The 23080-nt window shown below is 66.2% G+C and carries 24 protein-coding genes; 12 read left to right on the forward strand and 12 right to left on the reverse strand.

The window, feature by feature from the left end; translation table 11 throughout:
- Positions 1 to 8: 8 nt before the first annotated feature.
- Positions 9 to 1832: a di-heme-cytochrome C peroxidase gene (locus tag EP7_RS23865; protein WP_463524699.1), complete on the reverse strand. Its 1824-nt coding sequence runs from the start codon at positions 1830 to 1832 to the stop codon at positions 9 to 11.
- 154 nt (positions 1833 to 1986) lie between these two features.
- Positions 1987 to 2601: an FMN-binding negative transcriptional regulator gene (locus EP7_RS23870; protein ID WP_463524700.1), complete on the reverse strand. Its 615-nt coding sequence runs from the start codon at positions 2599 to 2601 to the stop codon at positions 1987 to 1989.
- A 645-nt stretch (positions 2602 to 3246) separates the two neighbouring features.
- Here EP7_RS23870 and EP7_RS23875 point away from each other — a divergent pair.
- Positions 3247 to 3753: an opioid growth factor receptor-related protein gene (locus EP7_RS23875; protein ID WP_463524701.1), complete on the forward strand. Its 507-nt coding sequence runs from the start codon at positions 3247 to 3249 to the stop codon at positions 3751 to 3753.
- Positions 3754 to 3769: 16 nt separating this feature from the next.
- Here EP7_RS23875 and EP7_RS23880 read toward each other — a convergent pair whose 3' ends face one another.
- Together EP7_RS23880 and EP7_RS23885 are read right to left on the reverse strand one after the other, a co-directional pair.
- A complete protein-coding gene (locus EP7_RS23880; protein ID WP_463528460.1) occupies positions 3770 to 4096 on the reverse strand; it encodes a YnfA family protein in 327 nt (108 codons plus the stop codon).
- Positions 4097 to 4315: 219 nt separating this feature from the next.
- Positions 4316 to 4681, reverse strand: a complete 366-nt coding sequence (locus EP7_RS23885) for a hypothetical protein (RefSeq protein ID WP_463524702.1) — start codon at positions 4679 to 4681, stop codon at positions 4316 to 4318.
- A gap of 276 nt (positions 4682 to 4957) precedes the next feature.
- Here EP7_RS23885 and EP7_RS23890 point away from each other — a divergent pair, with 276 nt between their 5' ends.
- A complete protein-coding gene (locus tag EP7_RS23890; RefSeq protein WP_463524703.1) occupies positions 4958 to 5698 on the forward strand; it encodes a M90 metallopeptidase family protein in 741 nt (246 codons plus the stop codon).
- Between the two features lie 9 nt (positions 5699 to 5707).
- On the opposite strand, the gene EP7_RS23895 is transcribed toward EP7_RS23890, so the two are convergent.
- The 3 genes from EP7_RS23895 to EP7_RS23905 form a co-directional block, all read right to left on the reverse strand.
- Positions 5708 to 6490 (reverse strand): class I SAM-dependent methyltransferase, encoded by a 783-nt coding sequence (locus EP7_RS23895; protein ID WP_463524704.1) that lies wholly within the window; start codon positions 6488 to 6490, stop codon positions 5708 to 5710.
- Positions 6491 to 6583: 93 nt separating this feature from the next.
- A complete protein-coding gene (locus tag EP7_RS23900; protein WP_463524705.1) occupies positions 6584 to 7207 on the reverse strand; it encodes a DUF6655 family protein in 624 nt (207 codons plus the stop codon).
- Positions 7208 to 7315: 108 nt separating this feature from the next.
- Entirely contained in the window at positions 7316 to 8740 is a 1425-nt protein-coding gene (locus EP7_RS23905; RefSeq protein ID WP_463524706.1) for a DUF1501 domain-containing protein, read from the reverse strand.
- Between the two features lie 586 nt (positions 8741 to 9326).
- On the opposite strand from EP7_RS23905, the gene EP7_RS23910 reads away from it, so the two are divergent.
- The 3 genes from EP7_RS23910 (at position 9327) to EP7_RS23920 (ending at position 11404) form a co-directional block, all read left to right on the forward strand.
- A complete protein-coding gene (locus EP7_RS23910; RefSeq protein WP_463528461.1) occupies positions 9327 to 9734 on the forward strand; it encodes a DUF1801 domain-containing protein in 408 nt (135 codons plus the stop codon).
- Entirely contained in the window at positions 9731 to 9874 is a 144-nt protein-coding gene (locus tag EP7_RS23915; RefSeq protein WP_463524707.1) for a hypothetical protein, read from the forward strand. The genes EP7_RS23910 and EP7_RS23915 overlap by 4 nt, the downstream gene beginning before the upstream one ends.
- Positions 9875 to 10141: 267 nt before the next feature.
- Positions 10142 to 11404, forward strand: coding sequence for an aldo/keto reductase (locus tag EP7_RS23920; RefSeq protein ID WP_463524708.1), 1263 nt, complete (start codon positions 10142 to 10144; stop codon positions 11402 to 11404).
- A 159-nt stretch (positions 11405 to 11563) separates the two neighbouring features.
- Here the strand turns inward: EP7_RS23920 and EP7_RS23925 are convergent, their stop codons facing one another.
- Positions 11564 to 12475: an alpha/beta hydrolase gene (locus EP7_RS23925; protein WP_463524709.1), complete on the reverse strand. Its 912-nt coding sequence runs from the start codon at positions 12473 to 12475 to the stop codon at positions 11564 to 11566.
- Positions 12476 to 12827: 352 nt separating this feature from the next.
- Here EP7_RS23925 and groL (EP7_RS23930) point away from each other — a divergent pair, with 352 nt between their 5' ends.
- The 7 genes from groL (EP7_RS23930) to EP7_RS23960 all read left to right on the forward strand — a co-directional run bounded on the left by groL (EP7_RS23930) (position 12828) and on the right by EP7_RS23960 (position 19388).
- Positions 12828 to 14504: a chaperonin GroEL gene (gene groL / locus EP7_RS23930; RefSeq protein ID WP_463524710.1), complete on the forward strand. Its 1677-nt coding sequence runs from the start codon at positions 12828 to 12830 to the stop codon at positions 14502 to 14504.
- Between the two features lie 125 nt (positions 14505 to 14629).
- Positions 14630 to 14923 carry a co-chaperone GroES gene (gene groES / locus EP7_RS23935; protein WP_463524712.1) on the forward strand — a complete coding sequence of 98 codons (294 nt, stop codon included), beginning with the start codon at positions 14630 to 14632 and terminating at the stop codon, positions 14921 to 14923.
- 99 nt (positions 14924 to 15022) lie between these two features.
- Positions 15023 to 16648 carry a chaperonin GroEL gene (gene groL / locus EP7_RS23940; RefSeq protein ID WP_463524714.1) on the forward strand — a complete coding sequence of 542 codons (1626 nt, stop codon included), beginning with the start codon at positions 15023 to 15025 and terminating at the stop codon, positions 16646 to 16648.
- A gap of 423 nt (positions 16649 to 17071) precedes the next feature.
- Positions 17072 to 18220, forward strand: a complete 1149-nt coding sequence (dnaJ, locus tag EP7_RS23945) for a molecular chaperone DnaJ (RefSeq protein ID WP_463524715.1) — start codon at positions 17072 to 17074, stop codon at positions 18218 to 18220.
- 113 nt (positions 18221 to 18333) lie between these two features.
- Positions 18334 to 18837 carry a nucleotide exchange factor GrpE gene (grpE, locus tag EP7_RS23950; RefSeq protein WP_463524717.1) on the forward strand — a complete coding sequence of 168 codons (504 nt, stop codon included), beginning with the start codon at positions 18334 to 18336 and terminating at the stop codon, positions 18835 to 18837.
- A 33-nt stretch (positions 18838 to 18870) separates the two neighbouring features.
- A complete protein-coding gene (locus tag EP7_RS23955) occupies positions 18871 to 19200 on the forward strand; it encodes an FmdB family zinc ribbon protein (RefSeq protein ID WP_463524718.1) in 330 nt (109 codons plus the stop codon).
- Entirely contained in the window at positions 19197 to 19388 is a 192-nt protein-coding gene (locus tag EP7_RS23960; RefSeq protein ID WP_463524720.1) for a DNA gyrase inhibitor YacG, read from the forward strand. Before EP7_RS23955 ends, EP7_RS23960 begins: the two co-directional genes overlap by 4 nt.
- 18 nt (positions 19389 to 19406) lie before the next feature.
- On the opposite strand, the gene EP7_RS23965 is transcribed toward EP7_RS23960, so the two are convergent.
- The 4 genes from EP7_RS23965 to EP7_RS23980 all read right to left on the reverse strand — a co-directional run bounded on the left by EP7_RS23965 (position 19407) and on the right by EP7_RS23980 (position 23072).
- Positions 19407 to 20081, reverse strand: a complete 675-nt coding sequence (locus EP7_RS23965; protein WP_463524721.1) for a DUF4303 domain-containing protein — start codon at positions 20079 to 20081, stop codon at positions 19407 to 19409.
- 23 nt (positions 20082 to 20104) lie between these two features.
- Positions 20105 to 21334: an aldo/keto reductase gene (locus EP7_RS23970; protein ID WP_463524723.1), complete on the reverse strand. Its 1230-nt coding sequence runs from the start codon at positions 21332 to 21334 to the stop codon at positions 20105 to 20107.
- A gap of 173 nt (positions 21335 to 21507) precedes the next feature.
- Entirely contained in the window at positions 21508 to 21774 is a 267-nt protein-coding gene (locus EP7_RS23975; protein WP_463524725.1) for a hypothetical protein, read from the reverse strand.
- 146 nt (positions 21775 to 21920) lie between these two features.
- The gene (locus EP7_RS23980) at positions 21921 to 23072 is read right to left on the reverse strand and encodes a Gfo/Idh/MocA family protein (RefSeq protein ID WP_463524727.1); all 1152 of its coding nucleotides are present in this window, start codon (positions 23070 to 23072) and stop codon (positions 21921 to 21923) included.
- Between the last annotated feature and the right edge of the window lie 8 nt (positions 23073 to 23080).

Raw genomic sequence — 23080 nt, forward strand, 5'->3', positions numbered from 1 at the left:
CGGCGGGCTCACAACGTCTTCAGATATTCGATCACCTGCGTTCGTTCCTCGGCGGTCCATGTGGTGCCGTAAGGGTGGCCCGCGTTCGAGTTGCCGGGGATCACCGTTCCATCCGGTTTCGCGACCTGGAATTTGGGGAAGCCGGCGACGTCGGTCAGGTAGCCGACCTTCGACGGGTCGAACGTCCGGACGCCGATGCTGAAGGCCTTGGGCCGCTGGTCGACGGGCTTGAGGAGGTCGTCGAGGGTGGGCACCGACCCGTTGTGCAGGTAGGGGGCGGTCGCCCAGATGCCGTCGAGGGGGCGACCCTTGTAGACCCCTCTCACGACCACCTGTGGCGCGGCGCGCATGACGCGCTTTCCGGCGAAATCGAGGGTCTTCAATGGGTCGGGCGGGGCCGCCTTGTAGAAGCCGAGCAGGACGCCCGTGACGACGTTAGAGAGGACCGGGTCGGAATTGGTCGGCGACTGGATCTTGGGCTGCGTGAAGAACCGCTCCCCTTCCAGCTTGCCCGAGGGCCGCGTGATTCCGAAGAAATTGTCGTAGGCGAGCGAGTCGGTGCCCGAGCCCTCCATCATCGTTGCGACCGAGATCTTGCCGCGGTCGAGGGTCCTGCGGTTGATGACCGCGTGGCAGTCGAGGCACGAGTCTCGCCGCCCTTGGGCGCTCGGCCGCTTGTACAACTCCGCGCCCAGGGCGGCCGCGGCGGCGTCGATCTTGGGGAACTCGGCCGGCCACTCGGGCGACCAGAGGATCTTCAGGAACGAGTTGAGCGCGATCAGCTCGTTGAATTTGACGGACGAGCTGTAGCCCGGGTTGAGCAACGACGACGGGTTATCGTGGATGGTGAAGTCGCCGAAGACGCCGAGCACCTCGCCGACGTTGCGGGGGAGCCCCGAGAAGTCGCCGTGGATGCCGTCGATCGAGCTTCCGAGGTCGCCGTTCTTGGCGATGCCCAGCCATTCGACGAAGTCGAGCTGGGGGGTGTCCCACAGGAAGGGGTAGCTGACCGGGGCATCGCACGGCTTGGCCACCACGGTCGGGTGATCGGGGTCGGGGTCCTTGACGGTCCTCCAGAACGCCTCGTTCACGATCGAGTCGACCGCGTCGAGCCGGCCGTACCGGGTCGGCGGCACCGGCGAGGTCTGATTGGGGTCGAACCCGGGAAAGTTGCGGAGGTTGTAGCCCTCGCGGATCTTGATCACCTTGGTGAGGTCATCCTTCAAGTCGGCCCGGCTCGACGGGTCGTCGCTCTTCAGGACCTTGGCGGCGAACCTGCCGAATTTCGCGGGGTCGTCCCTCGTCTTCTTGAGCGCACCGGAGAGATCCGAGAGGAAGGCCTGGGCGTCGGCCTGGGCCGGGGCCCCGTCGATCCGATACCCGGTCTCTCCCAGCCTGATCTCGTTGGTATGGCACGCCGCGCAGGTGAATCCCAGCCAGCGACGCCCCACCCCCTCCCCCTCGACGAAGCCGACCGGCAGGCCGTCCGGGTTCGACAGGCCGGGATTCCTCGGCAGATAGCGATATTTGAGGATGTTCTGGTTATCGCGGAACAGCGAGTCCGAGTCCGCCTGCTCGAGCGCGAGGAACCACACATAAGGGACGAGCTGCGACCCTTGCGGCCTGGAGTAGTAGCCCAGGCTCTGGCCGGCAGTCCAGTTCTGATCGAGATAGACGACCTTCTTGACGGATTCGCCCAGCGGGTCGGAGATCGCGACGAAGGCGTCGCGTGTCAGGCTGACGCTCACGACCGGCGGCTCGACCTCACTATCGCCGCCGCAACCGCCGAGAATCGCCAGGCCGAGGCATGAGACGGCAACGATTTCACGCATTGCGGGCGCTCCCTGCAACAGGATGGATCAACCAGGTTTGAGTTTCATCATCGCCCCTGTCTTTTTAACAGCTCTGATTAATCCAATCACCCTTGCTCAAACGCTATAAAAAAGTCGCTTCGTCCGTCAATATTTTTTGATTCGAGCTCTCCGATCAACCCGGGCCCTCTTCCATCAGGGCGGCGATGGCGATCGAGTCGGCATCAGGCTGGGAGCGGAGGGCCTCGGCGGTCCGGCGGCGGCGTGGCTCGGGGTGGTTCTGGCCGAGCTTCCACTTGCCTTCGAGGCGTGTCAGCTCGATTCGGAAGCCGACGATCGCCTTCAAGAGCCCGTCCACGTTGACGCCCGACTCATCGAACAACCAGGGGGGCTGGCGGCCAGCCTCGTAGACGTCGACACTCCGGCGGAGGATGTCCAGAAGGTCGTCCCGGCCCTCGACCGGGGTCAAGATACCGTAGGCGTGGACGGCCACGTAGTTCCAGGTCGGCACCATGCCGGTCTCGGCATACCAGGTGGGCGAGATGTAAGCATGAGGGCCCGAGAAGACGGCCATCACCGGCCCTTGCGCCTCGCGCCATTGCGTGTTGGCGCGTGCCATGTGGCCAAACAGGGTCCCCCGGGGCCCGGCCTCGGCGTCGAGAAGCAGCGGCAGGTGGCTGGCGACCAGACCGCCCGGGGACTGCGAGGCCAGAAGGGCGAAGCTGTTCCGACGCATCAGGTCGTGCAGCTTGGCTTGATTTGTCTCGGCGAACGAGGCGGGGGTATACATCTGCGGACCTCGATCGAGTTCCAGGGGGCCAGGGCGGGCGACGCGGCGATCCGCATTGGACAGGGGGCGGTGCGGGCCGGTTCGCCCGCCGGACGCCTTTCGCTCCCTACGCTTTCAACTCCATCCTTACGCCGGCATCCGCATTGGCTGCGACGTCAGATCGCGTGTCCACTTGACTTTCTCGACGATCCATCTCGTGAATTGTTGAATTCTCGGGTTCGTTTCGTAATTTCTTGTTTTCCAATCCACACAGGACAAGCGACAATGGGCACCACATAACAGCCACAAATTCCTCTTGTAAAATACGTTGTGTCATTATCTTGGCCACGAATGACGTCTTTTCCTCAAGAATGTGTGTCCGATAATCTCGAATCCGGGGCTAAATCGGACACTCGTGAACGCGGGACATTTGCCGCGTATGGGTCTCACGCCACGGATTTCACCTCCTTTTTCATCCACTTGCCAAGGCTGCGTGGAGCGTCTGCGGCGGTGGTCGAAACTCTTGACAGAACGCTCCCAGGAAATAGTCTGAATCTCGCCCGATTTCCTCCCTACTTTTTCCAAAATCTGGCGAATTTCTTTGGCATGCTGCCAAATTGCAACACCTCGACCGTAACATTCGTCGCTTCAACGGGGGGCGGGCTGATGTCACGACTGACCGAGTTTTATCGCGGCGAGGCCAATGACACCTCGGGGCGGTCGCTGGCCGAGATCCAGGGGTATTCCGACCAGCGTTTGGAGTCGGTCCACGACTTCATCCAGTGGCTGTTCCCCCTGCGTGAGCGGAGCCAGTTCAACCCGGGCGCCCCTCTGCTGACCGACGCCGACGTGGCCGAGTTCCGGGCCGACCCCCTGCTCCGCCGGAATCTGCTCCGGTCCTTCGACGTCTTCCTCGCCTTCCTGGGCCTGACCTCGGAAGACGGGAAGGTGATCAATGCCGGCGACTTCGACGTCAAGTCCGACGTCTGGAGGTTCCCCAACCACAACTGGTTGCGGATCACACGCGTGCTGGCCAGCACCCGGATGCTGGGCCTCGAGGCGTCAAGCCTCGCCTTCTATGCGTTCCTGAAGACCCTGAAAGAGTCGGGCCGTTCGGGCATTACCGACGACACGTTCGGCTACTGGACCAGGGCCGCCGGGGGTGAGAATTGAGCATGCGACGCCGGATTCAGGGGGTCCTCGGCCCGAACAAAATGATCCCCGCACCCGCCAGGCAGACGGCCGCGCCGAGACTATCCCATCGGTCGGGCCGCACGCCTTCCACAGCCCAGAGCCAGGCGAGCGAAGAAACGATGTAGATGCCCCCGTAGGCCGCATAGGCACGTCCGGCATTGGGGGTGTCGACGCGGGTAAGGGCAAGCGCGAAGGCGACGAGCGCCACGACGCCGGGGATGACCCAGAAGGGGCTTTTGTTCAACCTGAGCCATGCCCAGAATGCGAAGCATCCGCCGATTTCGCCCGCCGCGGCGATGAGATACCAGAGGATGACTCTCAATGTGTCCAACTCCGGGAGGTCGGGCGATTCTCCGCGGGCCGGTCGCCGCCTCGGCCCGAACCATCCCCCGGACCCTCCGCGAGCATATCCAGCTCATCGTGGTCGAGATCGTCGACGCGGTGTTCCACATTTCGACGGACCATGCTCACACCTTTGCGGAGATGGCCCCGGCGGGGGATCGAGGGCCGAGGGCACTCATCGCCCCGATGATCCTGGGCTTCAGAATCCATGCACGGCCAGGTCGAAGACGAGGGGCAGAAGGATCAGAGCCAGGATCGGTCCGCAGAGGATGCAGAGCCAGAAGAGCAGTCGCTTGCTGATGATCCTGTAGCGGACGAGATAGAGGATGATCGAGACGAAGAGCAGGACGATCACGACGCCGGGGAGCCGCATGTCTCCCCTCTCCCGCTTCATCGACTCGGCAACGGCGGTCGCGACCATGGCCACGACCGTCACCCGGTTGAAGATCAGGGATTTGTCGACGGGCGGACGGGGCTCGAGGTCGTCGTGCGGATTCCAGCGTTCAAATGGGTCGTCTCCGGGGAGATCCATCGGCTCGTCGGGGCCTCGCCGGATCAGTGGCATTCCCTGTCTTCCGAGCCGCCTCAGAAAGTCGAAGTGCATGTCCGATGTTACCTCCCCGACAGCTTCCTGTCTGCGTTGATGCAGGCGGACATCAAGCCTCATCGTGGACGGGCGAGCCAAGTCGGGCGATGCTGGATGTGACCGCATCGAATCTTCCGTCAGCCGCTTCGACGCATCCGGACCAATTCGGAAACACGCACTGAGCACGCTCTTGGATGCCATGCTCGGATGATCGGATGTGAAATCTCCCTCCGCTATCCCCTTGGACACCATCGGATGCCCCATCGACCAATCGCTCGCCCTCTCTTCCCGGCCGCACTCCTAATCGCGGCGATCTCGTCGGGAGCAAGTCCGGTCGAGCGGCCGGCCGCCGATGTGTATGAGCCAACCTCGCGGTACGAAGTCCGCCAGGTCGAGGGCTGGACGGTGCTCGTCCACAAGGGATTTCTCGCCGATGAGCCGGCCCTGGCCGAGCGGACGATCTCGCTGCTCGGGAGGCAGCTCGACGAGATCATCAGGCGGGTGCCAGCCGGGGCTCTGGAGAAATTACGGACGATCCGGATCTGGGTCGAGGAGGCCGAGCCTCATCACCCTTGCATGGCCTATCACCCCGACGCCGGCTGGCTGACCGAGCATGGGATGAATCCCGAGAAGGCGGGCTGCGTCGAGCTGGCCAACGCCAGGAACTTTTCGAGCTGGACGCTGGATCAGCCCTGGATGGTCCTGCACGAGCTGGCCCACGGGTTTCATCACCAGCACCTGGAGGGGGCCTACGAGAACAAGGACGTCGAAGGCGCCTACCGGCGGGCGATGGAGGCGAAGCGGTACGACTCGGTCCTGCGCCTCAGTGGTCGCAAGGAGAAGGCGTACGCGGCGACCAACCCGATGGAGTATTTCGCCGAGGCCACCGAGGCCTACTTCGGCACCAACGACTTCTACCCGTTCGTCCGCCCCGAGCTGGCCGAGCACGACCCCGAGCTGGCCGAGCTGCTCGCCAGGCTCTGGGGCGTGCGGTGAGGATCGAGCCTATGCGGCCAGCTTGCGGCCGACGAGGACGGCCAGCGGGAAGGAGAACTGGATCGCCCCGTGCTCGTCGCGCCTGGCGTTGACTCCCAGGCGGTCGCGGCCGAGGTCTTCGGCGAAGAGGGAGCGGACCTCGTCGGCGGCTCCCGGCTCGGGGAAGGACGCGGCCAGCAGCGAATCGAGGTCGACGTCCAGCTTGTAGAAGACGATCGACGGCCCCGTCAGGCCCGCGCGGACGAACAGGGAGGTCAACTCGCCAAGGCCCAGAGCCCGGACGTGCGACGGGTCGCGGAGGCGTTCGGCGCGGTCATAGGCCTCCCCCTGCTCGGGGCTGCTTGAATAGACGTCGACCACCACGACGCGCCCGCCCGGCTCGGTCACGCGGACCATCTCGGCCAGGGCTTTGGCGGGTTCGAGCAGGTGATGGAAGCTATATCGGGTGAAGGCGACCGAGAAGGAGGCCGCGTCGAAGGGCAAGGCGTCCACGTCGCCGACGTGCCAGGCCAGGTTTTCCAGCCCCTTGGATTGCTGGAGCGCGCGGGCCTGATCGATCATGGCCGGGGTCAGGTCGAGTCCGACGACGTGCAGGGCGTGGGCCGCGAAGTCGCAGGCCACCAGCCCCGGGCCGCAGGCCAGGTCGAGCACTCGGTCCCCCGGGCCGATCTGCGCGACCTCGCGAACAAGCGCCATCGAATCTTCCGCCGAGTGCGCCCGGAACTCGGCGAACGGCGCCGCCTGCCTGGTGAACTGATCCACGATCAGACGCTTCTGGGTCTCGTCATTCATCCGCAATTTCTCCCATCAACGCCGGAGTCAACTCTGTGCAATGCCTCGCTTCGGAGGCAGGCCGGCGTGTAGAGGTTCGTTCGGTGCATGCGGTCAGAGGCCGCTGCGTCGGGGGTAGTCTTCCAGCTCGTGCATGGTCGTCTTGCGCGAGATCTCCGCCGCGCCGAAGAACTTACGGTCGAGGGCCTCGGCGCGGACGATGTCGCCGGATTCCCAGACGAGTCGGTGCGAGGAGACGTCGTAGGCGGCCAGGGCAAGCTTGACGACGGCATCCTGGCGACTCTTGCGGGTGATCGCCTGCGTCTGCATGCTGGCCGTCGCCAGAGGGAAGAGGCCCGGGGTGATGTTGGCGCCCGGGATGTTCATCCGGCGGTCGACCTCGTCGGTGCCGTAGGCCGCCGCGGCGACCTCGACGACGACCTGCGCATCCTTGCGGGTCTCGACCAGGAGCAGGCCCTGCCTGGCCATCGAACGACGCAGGTTGAACTGGAGCCAGCCCGCATCGTCGGCCTTCAGCATCGACGTATCGAGGTAGGCCCGGGCACCCGCCAGCGGTCGGAAGTCGACGCAGTCGATCGCGCGGTTCGCGGTGCCCGTCAGCATCAACTGCTCGGAACCGGCCCGCGCTGAGCCGGTAATCTTGGCCGTCACCCCCGCGCAGCCGCCCAGGGGCGCGAGCGTCAGGGCGACGATCAGGGCCCTCGTCAAGTCGGCCATCCCAGGGTTCCCGCAGGCCGATCCGTCCTTCATACCCTGCAAGATCGGCAGAACCGGCGGGATCAGGCCAGCTTTCCCCGGCTGGCCCGAGAAGGCCTCAGCGTGAGGTCAGGAGAAGAGGTCCGTGATGGCGTGGCCCTCGGTGACGCGGAGGGGACGGCCGAGGTGATCGTTGATCATGGTGTCGGAGTCGACGCCAAACGCATGGAGGATGGTCGCGGCGAAGTCTTCGGGGCTGACGGGCCGGTCCTTCACGTAGCCCGCGTTCTTGTCGCTCGTGCCGTAAACCTGGCCGCCGCGCACCCCGCCGCCCGCCATGAGCTGGGTGTAGCACGAGCCCCAGTGGTCGCGGCCCGCCATGCTGTTGATCTTGGGAGTCCGGCCGAAGTCCCCGGCGACGACGACCAGGGTCTCGTCGAGCAGGCCGCGGGCGTCGAGGTCTTCCAGCAGGGCCGAGAACGAGCGGTCAAAGGACGGGGCGCAATATTCGTGCGTGAGCATCTGCTGGCCGTTGAGGATCCCGCCGACCCCGCAAATCTCGGTCGTCACGCCGTGGTTGTCCCACATGTTGAACTGGCAACCCTTGGGGTCGAAGTAGGTCCAGAAGACGTTCACCATCCGGACGCCCGACTCGACGAGCCGACGGGCCAGCAGGAAGCTCTGGCCGTACTCATTGCGACCGTAGCGGTCGCGGACGTTGACCGGCTCGCGCTCCAGGTCGAAGGCCCGACGACAGGCGGGGCCGGAGAGCATCTCGACGGCCGTGTTGTTGTAAGCATCCCAGCGCGTGTGCACCTCGGGCTTCGACGCAAGCCCGTTGCCCGGCTCGATCCCCGCGAGCAGCGACCGGCGGCCGGTGTAGCGGCGGGCGTCGACGCCCTCGGGCAATTCGAGCGCATCGAGCTTCAACGTCTTGGGGGCCAGCGAGTCGTACTTGGGCTCGTTGAGCGCCACTGGGTCGAACGGAGCCCCGAGGAAGCCGGCCGACTGCCCTTTGTGCGGCGGCGAGAGCGTGGTGAACGGCCTGGGCAGGATGACCCAGGGGGGAAGCACGCCGCAATCACCCTTGAGCTTGTGCAGAATGGCCCCGAGCGCCGGGTGGTCGGTGCGGGCGACGAAGACGTCATTCGGCTGCGACGGCTTGCAGCCTTGCAGCGTGTGCGCGATGCCGTAGTTGTGGTCGACGCTGCCGTGGTTCATCGACCGGATCACGGCCAGCTTGTCCGCATGCGTCGCGAGCCTGGGGATCAGCTCGGTGAACATGATCCCGGGGACGTTCGTCTCGATCGGCTTGAAGACGCTGCGAATCCCCTCGGCCGCGTCGGGCTTGGGGTCCCAGAGGTCGAGCTGAGACGGCCCGCCGCACAGGAAGATATAGATGCAGTTCTTGGCCGTGCCGCCCGGCCCTCCGCCCGACCCGCTAGCCCGCTGCAATCCCAGCAAGGGAACCCCGCCCATCCCCGCCAGGCCGAGTTGAAGAAGCCTGCGGCGGCTGACGACCCCGAGCCCCTTGGCGGCGAGCAGGTTGACCACTCGAGATCCCCTTCGACGATCGCGGGCTGGACTTGCGCCGGGACATCCGGGACCGCGATTGTAAGCCGGCGAAATGGAGTGTTCAACAAAAATCAGAGGTCGAACCAGGGTGAGGGAAGGAAGAGGCAGTCGTGCTTCACGCCAGAGCCAGCCCCCCGATTTCACGCCTGATCTGCCCGACAACTCTGTCAAAAACCAGCCCTTCTCCCAGTTTGCCAGGCTTCACCAGAAGCTTGTCAGTCGAAAAAGGATGGACGACTTCCGAAGATATTCGGAGGAGCAATGAGGCGTCACACCCTGAGAGATCGAGAATGAGAGTTCCCGGCGGCCGATCGACGAGCGATTGCCCCGATCGTTTTCCACTCGACAAGCGACCCCGGACAAACCGTCATCTGCTCGGAGCGGCCGCTTCGCGTGCAATGATGACCAATCGCGGAACGACCTCTTGAGTGAGCCGCTCAAGCTGGGTAGTGACAGGGGCAAGGGTGACCGAACACCGGCGCCCGAGACATGCGGATGAACCCGCGTGTCTCGAACCCCCAAGCATGTGACAATGAACGCAGTCTGCAACTTCGAGGATGAGAATATGGAAAAGTCGGGCGAGAGCCAGGGTCAGTCGGCATCGGAGCTCATCTCGAAAAAGATCGCCGAACTCGGTGACTGGCGAGGGGATACCCTCGGCAGAATGCGCGAGCTCATCAAGGAAGCCGACCCTGACGTCGTCGAGGAGTGGAAGTGGAAGGGCACGCCGATCTGGTCGCACGACGGCATCATCTGCACCGGCGAATCCTACAAGAATGTCGTGAAGCTGACCTTCGCCAAGGGCGCATCTCTGACGGATCCAGCCCATCTCTTCAATTCGAGTCTTGACGGAAACACACGCCGCGCGATCGACATCCACGTCGGAGAAGAGGTCGACGAGTCCGCCTTCAAGGCGCTCATTGGCCAGGCGGTCGCCCTCAATCGTTCCGGCAAGTCGAAGCCTTCGAAGTGAGCGTTGACGGCGGCATGATTGCCGAGACGCCTCTCCCGCGAGATCCCTGGGACCAGATCACGCCCGCTGTGCAGGCGGCAGTCCTCGCGCTGAGACCGTCCCTGGAGCGGCGGATCGCCGCGCTGGAGGCGCAGCTTTGACAGGACTCATCCAACTCCTCCAAGCCCGTTCCAGCGACCCGATCCACGTCAGACACCGTCCGCCCCGGCCGCTCTCAGGGAAGAGGCGAGGCGGGCAGCGGGGGCACGAGAGGTCCGTCGCCCCCACGCTCGTGGCCGGGGCGTGAGTGGCAGCACGATACGCCCAGACGGGCATCCCGCTGCTGGACTCGCCGTTGCGGGCGGCTTACATTGAGCGATCAGGGTTCCGGAATGGTTGATCTCTCCCTCAACCTGGAGGCCCGATCGATGTCCGATTCCGATGAAATCCCGATGGATCGTCGCGCGTTCGTCCAGAACGGTGCGGCCGCGACAGTCGCGGCGACGGCCCTGTCGCAAGCGCCGACTCTGGCTCAGGACGCCAAGCCGGGCGCCGATAAGCCGGTCGAAATCCCCAGGCGCATGCTGGGTGATACAGGTGTGGCGGTGACAATCCTGAATGGCGGAACCGCCCGCGCGCCCGACGCCCTCGACCGGCTCCTGCGGTTCGAGTACAGCCGCGGCGTCCGCTTCTTCGACACGGCGGCGACGTATGGGACGGAGGGTGGATTCAAGACATGGTTCGCCGCCATGCCTGAGGTTCGTCCCCAGATCTTTCTCGCCACGAAGGACGGCGTCGCGCGGCCCAGCGACATGATCAAGCGAGTCGACCTGCGGCTGGAGGCGCTCGGGACAGATTACATCGACTTGCTTTACTTCCATGCACTGTCAGGAAAATCGGTCGACTACGGGCTGACCCGCAACGAGATGGACTGGCCCAAGAGCAAGGAGATGAAAGAGACGATCGCCGCCCTCAAGAAAAGCGGGAAGGTGCGGTTCGTCGGTTTCGCGACCCATGACCAGCTCCGGGCCGAGCAGCTCGAGGCCGCAGCCGAGGGTGGCCTGATGGACGCCGTCATGGTCGCCATGAATCCGTGGTTGGAGAAGGATTCTCCACTCAACCGGGCCATCGACGCTTGCTACAAGAAGAAGATCGGCCTGGTGGCGATGAAGGTCGTGGCCGGTCACCTGGTCATCTCCGGCTTCGAGCGGAGCTTGAAGCATTTGCGGCTCGATGCCCCGGTCTTGAAGGAGCGAGGCCTCAACCCTTATCAAGGGATTTTGCAGGCCCTCTGGTCTGATGAGCGGATCGCCTCCGTCTGCGTGGCCATGGGGAACACCGACGAGGTCAACCAGAACACCGAGGCCGCCCGGCGTTACCAGCGCATGAAGCCATCCGAGATTCAGGAGTTGCGTGTCGCGATGCTGGGTGCCGGCCCGACGATGTGCGCGGAATGCGACGGCAGGTGTGAACTCGCCGCGGGCACGAACGCTCGCCTGGGCGACTTGACCCGCTTTCTCACGTACCACGAGCATCATGGCGCCCGCCAACACGCCCGTGATGCCTATACCAAGCTCACGCCGGGCGAGCGCGACTGGAGCGGCGCCGATCTCGAGGCCGCCAGGGCTGCCTGCCCGACCAAGCTCGACTTCGCCCGGCTCCTGCCCGAAGTGGATCGATTGCTGACCTGATGAGCGGTGCAGTTGCGGCCACCCCGCTCCACGGGAACCCACCGGCGGATGCCATGAGTGGTGCATCGGGACATGACGGCGATCGGCCGACAAATGATGGAGGCCGATCCATGAGTGATATTTGCTTCATGGATCGGCCTCCGACTCAGGGTGCGTCGATCACTTCGCCTTGTCGAGGAACCCTTGCCCCTTCAGCCAGATCTCGCAGAGGCCCGGCCAGGTGCTGAAGCCGGGCTCTCCGCTGCCCAGGCCCAGGCCGTGGCGGCCCTTCTCGAAGATGTGCAGTTCGCTGGGAACCTTGGCCTTGCGCAAGGCCAGCACGAACAGGAGGCTGTTCTCGGGGGGGACGGCGGTGTCGGCGTCGGTCTGGGCGATGAAGGTGGGCGGGGTCTCGGCGGTCACCTGGGTCTCGTTGGACAGGCTGGCCACCAGGGCGGGGTCGGGGTTGTCGCCCAGAAGGTTACGGAGCGAGCCTCCGTGGCCGTAGGGGGTGGCCATCGCGATGACGGGGTAGAGCAGGATCGCGCGGTCGGGCCGGCTGCTCTGGCGATCGATCGGGTCGGCGGCGTCAGGCTTGCCGGCGTCGAAGTGGGTGGCGGCGGTTGAGGCGAGGTGGCCGCCGGCGGAGAAGCCGAGGATGGCGACCCGCTTGGGGTCGAGGTTCCACTCACCGGCGCGGGCACGCAAGGTGCGGATGGCACGCTGGGCGTCATGGAGCATGACTGGGTGGTGATATTTCGGCCCCAGCCGATATTCAAGGACGCCGGCGGCGATGCCCAGCTTGGCGAACCACTCGGCGACGTCGTGCCCTTCATAGCCAATGGCCAGGCCGCCGTAGCCGCCGCCCGGGCAGACGACCACCGAGGCACCCGTGGCCTTGGCGGGATCGGGCAGGTGCATGGTCAGCTTGGGGATGTCGGCGGATTCGGTCCCCTTGGCGCCCGGGGCGCCGTCGGCCCAGAGCGGGAACGTGACTGGCGCCGCGGCGTCGCTGGAGCGTGCGTTCAGGGCGATCGAGGCGAGGCCGAAGGCGGCCAGCATCAGGGTCCGTCGCGGACTGGGTCGGGCCATGGGGCACCCTGCCTTTACTTGGAGAAGTCGTCGTCCGTCTGGATGCTACGGGAGGCGAAGGGGCCGAGTGTCGCGGGCGCCGACGGGCCTGTCAAACCCCTGCCCCGGAATGTCAGGGCTCGACGCCAGTCTGCCAAAAAGGCAGATCGAGGGGGAAATCGTCAAAGGCCCAGGTTTACTCAAACCGTTTTAATGAATCGACTTAAGAATTTTTTCTGAGGTCCGGCACGCATCGTGCATCTCCCCGCGTCTGTAACACGGCGGTCGGGACCCGATTCGGGGCCAGGCCGTCGCGACCGTCCCAGGCTTCGGCGTCAGGGCGGGTGGAGTCGGCGACGCAGGAGAATGCACCGTGGCGAAGATGTTGGCCTACGATGAGGAGGCCCGCCAGAAGCTGGCCAATGGCGTGTCCAAGCTGGCCCGGGCGGTCAAGAGCACGCTCGGCCCTCGCGGCCGCAATGCCGTGATCGACAAGGGCTGGGGCAGCCCCACCGTGACCAAAGACGGCGTCACCGTGGCCGAAGAAATCGAGCTGACCGACCCCTACGAGAACATGGGGGCCCAGCTCGTCAAGGAGGCCGCCAGCAAGACCTCCGACGCGGCCGGCGACGGCACGACGACGGCGACCGTGCTGGCCGAGGTCATCTTCAAGGAAGGCCTGAAGGCCCTGGCCGCCGGCGCCGACCCGATGGCCCTGAAGCGTGGCATCGACAAGGCGGTCACCGCCGTCGTCGAGCACATCAAGGGCCAGTCGAAGAAGGTCTCCGGCAAGAAGGAGATCACCGAGGTCGCCGCCATCGCCTCGAATAACGACCTGGTCATCGGCAGCAAGCTCGCCGATGCCTTCGAGAAGGTCGGCACCGACGGCGTCATCACGGTCGAGGAAGGCAAGGCCGCCGAGACCACCGTCGACGTCGTCGAGGGGATGCAGTTCGACCGCGGCTACCTCAGCCCCCACTTCGTCACCGACCAGGACCGGATGGAGGTCGTCCTCGAGGACCCCTACATCCTGATCTACGAGGAGAAGATCAGCACCCCCAAGGTGTTGATCCCGCTGCTCGAGCAGATCGCCCGCGCCAACAAGCCGCTGGTGGTCATCGCCGAGGACGTCGAGGGCGAGGCCCTGGCCACCCTGGTCGTCAACAAGCTCCGCGGCATCCTCCAGGTCGCGGCCGTCAAGGCCCCCGGCTACGGCGATCGTCGCAAGGCCATGCTCGGCGACATCGCCATCCTGGTCGGCGGCAAGGCGATCTTCAAGGACCTCGGCATCGAGCTTGAAGCCGTCACCCTGGATGACCTGGGCCGTGCCCGCAAGGTGACCATCACCAGCGAGAACACGACCATCGTCGAGGGCATCGGCTCGGCCGACGAGCTCAAGGGCCGGGTCGAGTCGATCCGCCGCGAGATCGGCACGACCGAGAGCGAGTACGACAAGGAGAAGCTCCAGGAGCGCCTGGCCAAGCTGGCCGGCGGCGTGGCGCAGATCAATGTCGGTGCCGCCACCGAGACCGAGATGAAGGAGCGCAAGGCCCTCGTCGAGGACGCCCTGCACGCCACCCGCGCCGCCATCGAAGAGGGCGTTGTCCCCGGCGGCGGAACAGCCCTCATCCGCGCCGCCAAGGCGCTCGACGGCCTGAAGCTCGAGGGCGACGAGGCCATCGGCATCAGCATCATCCGCCGGGCGCTCGAGCAGCCCGCCCGCAACATCGCCGAGAACGCCGGCATCGACGGCTCGATCGTCGTGGCCAAGATCCAGAAGTCGGCCGACCCCCACTTCGGCTACAACGCCGATAACGGCACCTTCGTGGATATGTTCGCCTCGGGCATCGTCGACCCCGCCAAGGTCACCCGCTCGGCGCTGCAGAACGCCGCCAGCGTCGCGGCCCTGCTGCTGACGACCGAGGCCATCATCGTCGAGAAGAAGGTCAAGAAGGCCCCCGGCGGCGACCACCACGACCATGACCACGGCGGTGGCATGGGCGGGATGGGTGGCATGGGCGGGATGGGTGGCATGGGCGGCATGATGTGAGCCGGATTGCTCCGGTTCCCTGCCGCTCGACGTCGCATTACGAAACGAACCCGAGAATTCATCAACGGCCGTCCGGCCCCGCCCAGAGTGGCCGGGCGGCCTTCGAACGACTGAGGAAGCCCGAGATGGCCAAGATTCGCCCGCTGGAAGACCGCGTCGTCATCATCCAGATCGAAGCCGAAGAGAAGACCGCCGGCGGCATCGTCCTGCCGGACACCGCCAAGGAGAAGCCCCAGCGCGGCAAGGTCATCTCCGTCGGCCCCGGCAAGATGCTCGACTCCGGCGAACGCGCCCCGGTCGGCGTCGTCGAGGGGGACGAGGTCCTCTTCGGCAAGTATTCCGGCACCGACATCAAGGTTGACGGCGAGGAAGTCAAGATCCTCCGCGAAACCGACATCCTGGCGAAGATCGTCAAGTAAGTCACCAAAGCCCGGTCGGGCCCTGCCCGGCACCCTGCCCCTGACTCCGAGTCGGGTGGGGTGCGGCGGCCCTCCGGGCGTTTCGAGGAGATCCCTTCCGTGGCCAAGCAACTGCTCTTTTCCGACGCCGCCCGGCGCAAGATGTTCGACGGCGTCGACATCCTGGCCCGCGCCGTCGGCACGACGCTCGGCCCGACCGGCCGCAACGTCATCATCAACAAGTCCTTCGGCGGCCCGACGGTCACCAAGGACGGCGTGACGGTCTCCAAGGAGATCGAACTGGACGACCCGTTCGAGAACATGGGCGCCAAGCTCGTGAACGTCGTCGCCAGCAAGACCTCCGACGTGGCCGGCGACGGCACCACGACGGCGACCATCCTGGCCCGGGCCATCTATCGCGAAGGCCTGCGCAACATCACCTCGGGCGCCAACCCGACGGCCGTCCGCCGCGGCATCGAGAAGGCCGTCGAGGCCGCCGTCAAGGAGCTGTCCGAGAAGATCTCTCGGCCCGTCTCCAAGAAGGAAGAGATCGCCCAGGTCGGCACCATCTCGGCCAACAACGACGCGACGATCGGCTCGATGCTGGCCGACGCCGTCGAGCGAGTCGGCCGCGACGGCGTGATCACAGTTGAAGAGGGCAAGTCGGGCGTCACCACCCTCGAGTTCGTCGAGGGGATGCAGTTCGACAAGGGGTACCTCAGCCCCTACTTCGTCACCAGCCCGACGACGATGGAAGTCATCTTCGACGACGCCCTGATCCTCCTCTTCGAGAAGAAGATCAGCAACCTTCGCGAGCTGATCCCCCTGCTGGAGAAGGTCGCCCAGTCGGGCCGGCCCCTCCTGATCGTCGCCGAAGATGTTGACGGCGAGGCCCTGGCGACCCTGGTCGTCAACAAGCTCCGCGGCATCCTCAACATCGCCGCGGTCAAGGCCCCCGGGTTCGGCGACCGCCGCAAGGCGATGCTCGGCGACATGGCCGTCCTGACCGGCGGCACCGTGGTCAGCGAGGACCTGGGCCTGAAGCTGGAGAACCTCCAGGTCAGCCAGCTCGGCCAGGCCAAGCAGATCAAGGTGGGCAAGGACAGCACGACCCTGATTCAGGGCGCCGGCCAGAAGGCCGACATCCAGAAGCGGATCGACCAGCTGCGCCGCCAGATCGAAGAGACCGAGAGCGAGTACGACAAGGAGAAGTTCCAGGAGCGCCTGGCCAAGCTCTCCGGCGGCGTTGCCCTGATCAACGTGGGCGCGGCCACCGAGGCCGAGATGAAGGAGCTGAAGGCACGCGTCGAGGACGCCCTTCACGCCACCCGCGCCGCGGCCGAAGAGGGGATCGTCCCGGGCGGCGGCACCGCCCTGCTCCGCGTCGCCCCGGCCGTCGAGAAGGTCATGGCGTCGCTCTCCGGCGACGAGAAGCTGGGCGCCGCCATCGTCCTGCGTGCCCTCGAGGAGCCGGTCCGGCACATCGCCGAGAACTCCGGCCACGACGGCGCCGTCATCGCCGACGAGGTGAAGGCCGCGACCGGCGCGACCGGCTACAACGCCAATACCGGCGAATATGTTGACATGTTCGCCGCCGGCATCGTCGACCCGACGAAGGTGACCCGCTCGGCCCTGCAGAACGCCGCGTCCATCGCCGCGCTCATGCTGACCACCGAGGCCATGATCACCAACATCAAGGAAGACGAAGAGAAAGGCTCGCAGCGAGTCGAAGGCTCCGTCCGCTGAGCATCCGATCGAGGGCCCGCCTCGCGACCATTCGCGCGGCGGGCCCCGCCCCTTCGACCGACCCCTGGGGCCGCCCGCTATGGACCTCTGACGCGAGATTCCCGGCCAACACGACCTGCAATCTTTCCTGTCCGCCCTTCGACATGGTCCCCGATCGACGCGAAGACGAAGTTCCCGGTCAGGCTCAATCGACCGCGCACCGGGCCTCGAGCCCCATCATCGGCCCATCAGCCCCTCCGAACAGGGCGTCAAGCCCGGCGGGCCCGGCTGAACGGCGACCGATCGTGTCCCCAGTCCCGACCGAAATCTAGCCTTCCAGGGAGGCGGGCCAGCCGCGTTTCCGGTATCTGAACGCCGAGCCCCTGTGCTATCTTGGTCTCGTCGAAACGGAGCGGAACCGAACCCGATTGAGAAGCCGTGCCGATGGCGACCAAGCGCGATTTCTACGAAGTCCTCCAGATCAAGCGCGACGCGGGCGCCGATGATATCAAGAGAGCCTACCGGCAACTGGCCCTGAAGTATCACCCGGACAAGAACCCCAACGACCCCGAGGCCGAGACCCGGTTCAAGGAACTGGCCGAGGCGTACGAGGTCCTCTCCGACACCGGCAAGCGCCAGCGGTACGACCGCTACGGCCCCGCCGGGCTCGACGGCGCCGCCACGCACAACTTCAATAATGCCGAAGACATCATGTCGGCCTTCTCCGAGATCTTCGGCGGGGGGGGCGGCGGGCTCTTCGGCGACATGTTCGGCGCCCGGAAGCAGCGCGGCCCGCGCGCCGGCTCCGACCTGCTGATGAAGCTGACGATCGACCTGGAGGAGTCCGCCCGGGGCGCCACCAAGGTCGTCGAGGTCTCCAGGCGCAAGCCTTGCGAGGACTGCAAGGGCTCTGGCGCCCGCAAGGGGACCGTCGCGACGACCTGCTCGTATTGCGGCGGCCAGGGCCAGGTCGTCCAGTCTCGAGGGTTCTTCCAGGTGGCCACCACCTGCCCGGCCTGCGGCGGCGAGGGGGTGCGGATCACCGACCCCTGCCCCACTTGCCGAGGCCAGGGGCATGTCCCCGAGGTGGCCCAGCTCAAGATCGACATCCGGCCGGGCGTCGACACCGGGACCCGCCTGAGGCTGCCCAACCACGGCGAGCTCGGCGACCCGGGCGGCCCGCGCGGCACGCTCTACATCCAGATCGAGGTGCGCAAGCACGCCCTCTTCGAGCGCCAGGGCAATGACCTGGTCTGCCAGGTGCCCATCAGCTTCCCCCAGGCCGCCCTCGGCGCCGAGATCGACGTCCCCACGCTCGACGGCCCCGATCACCTGAAGATCCCCAAGGGAACCCAGACCTCCGACATCCTGCGGATGAGGGGCCGGGGGATGCCCGACATCAATGGACGGGGGCGCGGCGACCAGCTCGTCGAGATCTTCGTCGAGACCCCCAAGCACCTCTCGGCCAGGCAGGAAGAGCTCCTGCGAGAACTCGCCGAGCTGGAACACTCCGACGTCTCGTCCAAGCGAAAAGGGTTCCTGGAGAAGGTCCGCGACTACTTCACCGAGGAAGCCGACGACGTCGCCGAATGATCGAAGATCGACCGGATTCGCCCCCCGCACCGACACCCACGATCGAGGATAACCCGCCGGAGCGGCCCCCTTCCCGGGCCGACCGCCGGCGGCCAAGATCAGGAACGAGCACGATGGCCGACCCAATTCAGAACGACACCAACGACGAGACCCAGGCGACCGGCGACGTCGGGGCGCTGCAGCGCGAGCGCGACGAGCTGATCGAACAGCTCCAGCGGTCCCGGGCCGACTCCGCCAACTTCCAGAAGCGCATCCGGGCCCAGGCCGAAGCCGACCAGCTTTACGCCATGGGCCCCCTGGCGCTCGACCTGGTGTCCGTCCTCGACAACTTCGATCGGGCCATCGACGCCGCCCGGTCCGCCGGGGCGTCGACCATCGTCGACGGCCTGGAGCTGGTCCACAAGCAGATGATTGCCGCGCTCGGCAAGCATGGGATCGTGCCGATCCCGGCGCTCGGCCAGCCGTTCGACCCCAACGTCCACGACGCCATCATGCAGCAGCCCGACGCCCATCACCCCGAGGGGACCGTCGTCGGCGAGATGGGCAAGGGCTATCGCATCCGCGACCGCGTCCTGCGTCCCTCCAAGGTCGCCGTCTCGGTCATCCCCCAAGCCTGAGCTGAGCCCGCGCCCCCGACGCCCGAGGTCTGCATGCCCACTTATGATTACATCTGCGACGCCTGCGGACACGAGTTCGAGGCGTTCGAGTCCATCAAGGCCGACTCCCAGGTCGACTGCCCCACCTGCCACGAGCCCAAGCTGAGGCGCAAGATCGGCGGCGGCGGGGCGATCATCTTCAAGGGGTCGGGCTTCTACCAGACCGACTACCGCAGCGACTCTTACAAGAAGAGCGCCCAGGCCGACAGCGCCGCCAGCACGCCGCCCCCCGCGCCCAAGTCCGACTCGTCGGGCGGGTCGACGTCCGGCGGATCATCGGGCGGGTCGACTTCCGGCGGGTCATCGAGCGGGTCGACCAAATGATCCGCGGCCGCTGCCCCACCTGCCGCAAGGAGTACGAGGGGGAGTCGCTGGCCGCCCTGCCGCACTTCCCCTTCTGCTCGGCCCGCTGCCGCCTGATCGACCTTGGCCGTTGGGCCGACGGCACGTTCACCATCCCCGGCAAGGATGTCCCCCCTGCCGAGGAAGACAAGTCCGACGAAGGTGACTGATCGCGCCGCCGCGGCCGCTCAGGTGCCTTGTCCTGGCGACTTGATTCTCGACTCTACTTCGTTCGCCAGGGAGACTTCCGACAGGAGGCGACGCACCGTGTCATCGGTGTTCGCCTTCGTCGCCGTCCGGACAAAGTCCCTCGGGTCCGCGCCATACGTCACGCCGACCGTCAGCGAATCCAACTCGGACGTCCCCCGGAGCGTGGCGAGAACATCCGTGAAGTACTCCTCCAGCCCCTCGGCATCCTGACCGAACTCATCGCCTTCAAGCAACGGCCCGAGTAAGGGTTGGATGGGGAATTGGCCGGGGAACTCGCCATAGTCCCAACCATCATCGGGATTTGCCCAGCGCAGCCAGGCGGCAAGTTTCTGGCGCGGGTCAAACTCCTCGCCGTCGTTCCCACGGTATCTGTACCCGAGTTCGTGGTATTTCGAGGCCGTTCGTCTCAGCCCCTGCTCGGTTGCGACGGCATAGATTGGGGCCCCCGCCTGGCCCATAATCAGGGCGAATGCGTAAGGGGTTTCCGTCGGGTTCTGGCGACGATAGTCCCTCAAAACATGGACAATCGCGGCGCGGAGCATGTCGGAAAGCGGTGCCCGATCCATGTGTTGTATCTCCCCATGAAGCGCCTTGACCACCTCGGCGAAACGAGAACGCCCCGTCGAAGGCCAAGCCTGGCGACGGGGCGTCATGGATCACGATCGTCGAACTCGGCTCAGCCCATCAGGCGGTCGGCCTTCTGGAGCAGGCTGGTGACGGGTAGGCCGTGGGGGCAGGCCTCGTCCAGGTTCACCACTTCGAGCAGCCGCTGGCTGATCGGCGGCAGGGCCTGGTAGAGGGCCCGGGCGGCGGATCGCTTGCCGTAGGCCTCGTAGTAACGCAGGTAGCGGAAGACGGTGGCGACGGGGACGCCCTTGGCGGCGGTCTCGCAGAGGTGGCCGCAGCCGTGGCAGTAGAGGTTGGCCGTCTGCTGGCGGTGCTCCTCGAGGAGGCGGGCCTCCTTGGGGGTGAGCGCCTCGCGGCTGGCGGCGACGTTCTCGCGGAGGTCGCTGCGGTTGACCATCTCGCTGACGACGACCTGCATCCGGTCGTCCATCCAGACCGACTTGATGGCGGCGACTTCCTTCTTGAAGCCCTTCTCCTGGAGCGCCTTCATCTTATCGGGGAAGTTGACGGCGCCCCCCTGCGTCTTCATCGCGACCAGGCCGACGTTCGCCTTGACGCACTTATCGATAGCACGCTGGAGCTCGTCGTGGCGGTCCTTGCCGCCGACGTCGCGGAAGTTGTACTTGATCATGACCTGGTCGATCCAGCCAGCTTCGGCCACCGCTTCGAGCACCTCGGGCAGCAGGGCGTCGTGGCAGGAGAGGCCGCTGAAGCGGATCTTGCCCGACTTCTTCATCGCGGCGAAGGCCGCCTTCACGCTCGGGTCGCGGAGCATCGCGACCTGGGGACCGCCGATCCCGTGGATGAAGTAGGCGTCGACGTAGTCGGTCTTCAGGCGTTCGAGGGTGGGGTTCAGGTGATCTTCGAAGTTCTTCAGGACGGCGTCGCCCTTGGCCTGGCGGTAGTTGCCGTTCTTGCTGACGAGGTAGACGTCCTTGCGCATGCCGGTGCGTTCGAGCACCTGGCCGAGCGTGGTCTCGGACTTGCCGTTCTCATAGTTCTCGGACGTGTCGATGTAGCGCACGCCGGCGGCGATCGCCTGCTGGACGAAGCTAGGAGCCACCGACCAGCTCGTGCCCATACCGAGCTTGGTCACCATCTGGCCGGTCTTGCCGAGCTTGACCAGCGGCACGGCGGGGGGTGCATTGGCGGGTGCCGGTACCGGGGCCTGGGCCAGCAGGCTGTCGGCCGAGCCGAGTGCGACGCCGGTGGCGGCCGCCGTCTTGAGGAACTGGCGCCGGTCCCGATTGCCGCCGCAGGGATTGCACGTGTCGCCCATATCGCCGGACCTCCGCGAGTTGAGGCGGTTCGGCTCCGTGCGACGCCCGGCGGGCACGGCTTGACCGACCCGGGTTCGGCGTCATTCTGGCACGGGCGGATCGGGTTAGTCAACAAAGCTTCGACATCGAGGTGTCGACGTCCCGCGATCGCCCGCCCAGGCCGGGTGGTTGCTCAGCCTTCGTAGATCCCCTTGATCCCGTTGGCCGGGATATCGGCGATCTGCAGGACGGTCTCGGGACCGTGGACCAGGCCGAGTTGCTCGAGCACCAGCACGCCGTAGCGCGACTTGCGTGGGGCCCTGACCTGGGCGTCGGTGTCGGCGCGGATGATGCGCCCCTGGTACGTCGTGCCGGCGAACGCCACGCGGACGGCCGGCTTCTCGGTTTTTTGCTTCGTTCGCAGGCCGTCGAGCGTGGCCTGGCATTCCTCGAACGTCATCGGAACCCCTCCTTGAGGTCGGACCGAGGACGGCCTCGCGACCGGACACCTCGGTCGACTCCGATCATGGCGATGCCTCGAATTCCGGTCAACCCGGAACGCGTAAGGCCTCGGGGGGTCCGAATTCTCTCGGCGTACGCCGGCTCTCAGGCACGGGCGGCGAGGATTTCATCCAGGGTGACGACGCGTCCCTCGTCGACGGCCTTGCGCACCAGGAGGCCGGTGAGGGTCGCCTCGCGGGCCTCGGCCAGGCTAATCGGCGGCGCGACCGGCTCGGGCAGGCGAACGGCCGCCAGGAATGAGGCCAGGGCCAGCTTGGTGTCGACCTGCCGGGCCGGCGGCATCGTGACCCGGGGGCGCGAGCGGTCGCGGTAGGTGACCGATCCGGTCGAGAAGTCGAGCCCGCCGCCGCGGCCGACCACGCGCATCGACGAGCCGGTGAAGGCGTCGTCGGCCGGCGCCGCCCAGCTCTGCTGGAATGTGGCGCGGAAGCCGCCGGCCCATTCCAGCTGCACTGAGTAGTGGTCGGTGACGTCGCGTCGGGGCTGCGCCGCGGTGAACAGGTCGCGCCGGCCCATGCCGAAGGCACGCGTCGGCGGCCCGCCGGCGATCCAGTGCAGGAGGTCCCAGACGTGTACCCCCTGCTCGACCATCCAGTCGCCCGACCGCTCGCGGCTGGCCAGCCAGTTGTCGTGGCCGTTGACCGGCCCGTTGCTGCTGACCCAGGCGGCCGTCGCCTCGATCAGCTCGCCCAGGTCGCCCCGGCGCAGTCGCGCGACGCCGTCCTGGTAGAGCGGATTCGACCGACGCTGATGGCCGACGTGCACGATCAGCGAGGGGGCCGAGGTCGCCTCGGCCTCGATCGCGTCGCACTCCTCCAGGGTCAGCGCCAGCGGCTTCTCGCCGTAGAGGTGCTTGCCCGCGCGGAGGGTCGAGCGGTAGGTCGAGGCGTGCAGGTCGCACGGCAGGGCGACGACCAGGGCCTCGATGTCGTCGCGAGCGAGCATGGCGTCGATCCCGTCGAGGCAGTCGGGCCGCAAGCCTTTGGCCTTCTCGACGATGCCGCCGCCGCGAGTCCGGTTCTTATCGTCTGCGTCGGCCAGCGCCACGATCTCGGCATCGGGCAGGTCGAGCAGGGTCCGCAGCAAGCTCGTGCCGCGATTGCCCAGCCCCACGACGCCGATGCGCACCGGGCTCGACGGGTCGACCGCCTCGACAGGCCGGCCTTGAGACAAGGCCCAGCCCGCTGCGGCCGAGCATCCGAGGAAACGCCGGCGGTTGATGTGGATCGGCGGCATGGCGAGCG

The sequence above is a fragment of the Isosphaeraceae bacterium EP7 genome, assembly GCA_038400315.1.
GTDB lineage: Bacteria > Planctomycetota > Planctomycetia > Isosphaerales > Isosphaeraceae > EP7.

Coding starts and splice junctions, on each gene's coding strand:
- EP7_RS23865 (WP_463524699.1), bottom strand. CDS start 1,832: ATGCGTGAAATCGTTGCCGTCTCATGCCTCGGCCTGGCGATTCTCGGC.
- EP7_RS23870 (WP_463524700.1), bottom strand. CDS start 2,601: ATGTATACCCCCGCCTCGTTCGCCGAGACAAATCAAGCCAAGCTGCAC.
- EP7_RS23875 (WP_463524701.1), top strand. CDS start 3,247: ATGTCACGACTGACCGAGTTTTATCGCGGCGAGGCCAATGACACCTCG.
- EP7_RS23885 (WP_463524702.1), bottom strand. CDS start 4,681: ATGCCACTGATCCGGCGAGGCCCCGACGAGCCGATGGATCTCCCCGGA.
- EP7_RS23890 (WP_463524703.1), top strand. CDS start 4,958: ATGCCCCATCGACCAATCGCTCGCCCTCTCTTCCCGGCCGCACTCCTA.
- EP7_RS23895 (WP_463524704.1), bottom strand. CDS start 6,490: ATGAATGACGAGACCCAGAAGCGTCTGATCGTGGATCAGTTCACCAGG.
- EP7_RS23900 (WP_463524705.1), bottom strand. CDS start 7,207: ATGGCCGACTTGACGAGGGCCCTGATCGTCGCCCTGACGCTCGCGCCC.
- EP7_RS23910 (WP_463528461.1), top strand. CDS start 9,327: ATGGAAAAGTCGGGCGAGAGCCAGGGTCAGTCGGCATCGGAGCTCATC.
- EP7_RS23920 (WP_463524708.1), top strand. CDS start 10,142: ATGTCCGATTCCGATGAAATCCCGATGGATCGTCGCGCGTTCGTCCAG.
- EP7_RS23925 (WP_463524709.1), bottom strand. CDS start 12,475: ATGGCCCGACCCAGTCCGCGACGGACCCTGATGCTGGCCGCCTTCGGC.
- groES (WP_463524712.1), top strand. CDS start 14,630: ATGGCCAAGATTCGCCCGCTGGAAGACCGCGTCGTCATCATCCAGATC.
- dnaJ (WP_463524715.1), top strand. CDS start 17,072: ATGGCGACCAAGCGCGATTTCTACGAAGTCCTCCAGATCAAGCGCGAC.
- grpE (WP_463524717.1), top strand. CDS start 18,334: ATGGCCGACCCAATTCAGAACGACACCAACGACGAGACCCAGGCGACC.
- EP7_RS23955 (WP_463524718.1), top strand. CDS start 18,871: ATGCCCACTTATGATTACATCTGCGACGCCTGCGGACACGAGTTCGAG.
- EP7_RS23960 (WP_463524720.1), top strand. CDS start 19,197: ATGATCCGCGGCCGCTGCCCCACCTGCCGCAAGGAGTACGAGGGGGAG.
- EP7_RS23965 (WP_463524721.1), bottom strand. CDS start 20,081: ATGACGCCCCGTCGCCAGGCTTGGCCTTCGACGGGGCGTTCTCGTTTC.
- EP7_RS23970 (WP_463524723.1), bottom strand. CDS start 21,334: ATGGGCGACACGTGCAATCCCTGCGGCGGCAATCGGGACCGGCGCCAG.
- EP7_RS23975 (WP_463524725.1), bottom strand. CDS start 21,774: ATGACGTTCGAGGAATGCCAGGCCACGCTCGACGGCCTGCGAACGAAG.
- EP7_RS23980 (WP_463524727.1), bottom strand. CDS start 23,072: ATGCCGCCGATCCACATCAACCGCCGGCGTTTCCTCGGATGCTCGGCC.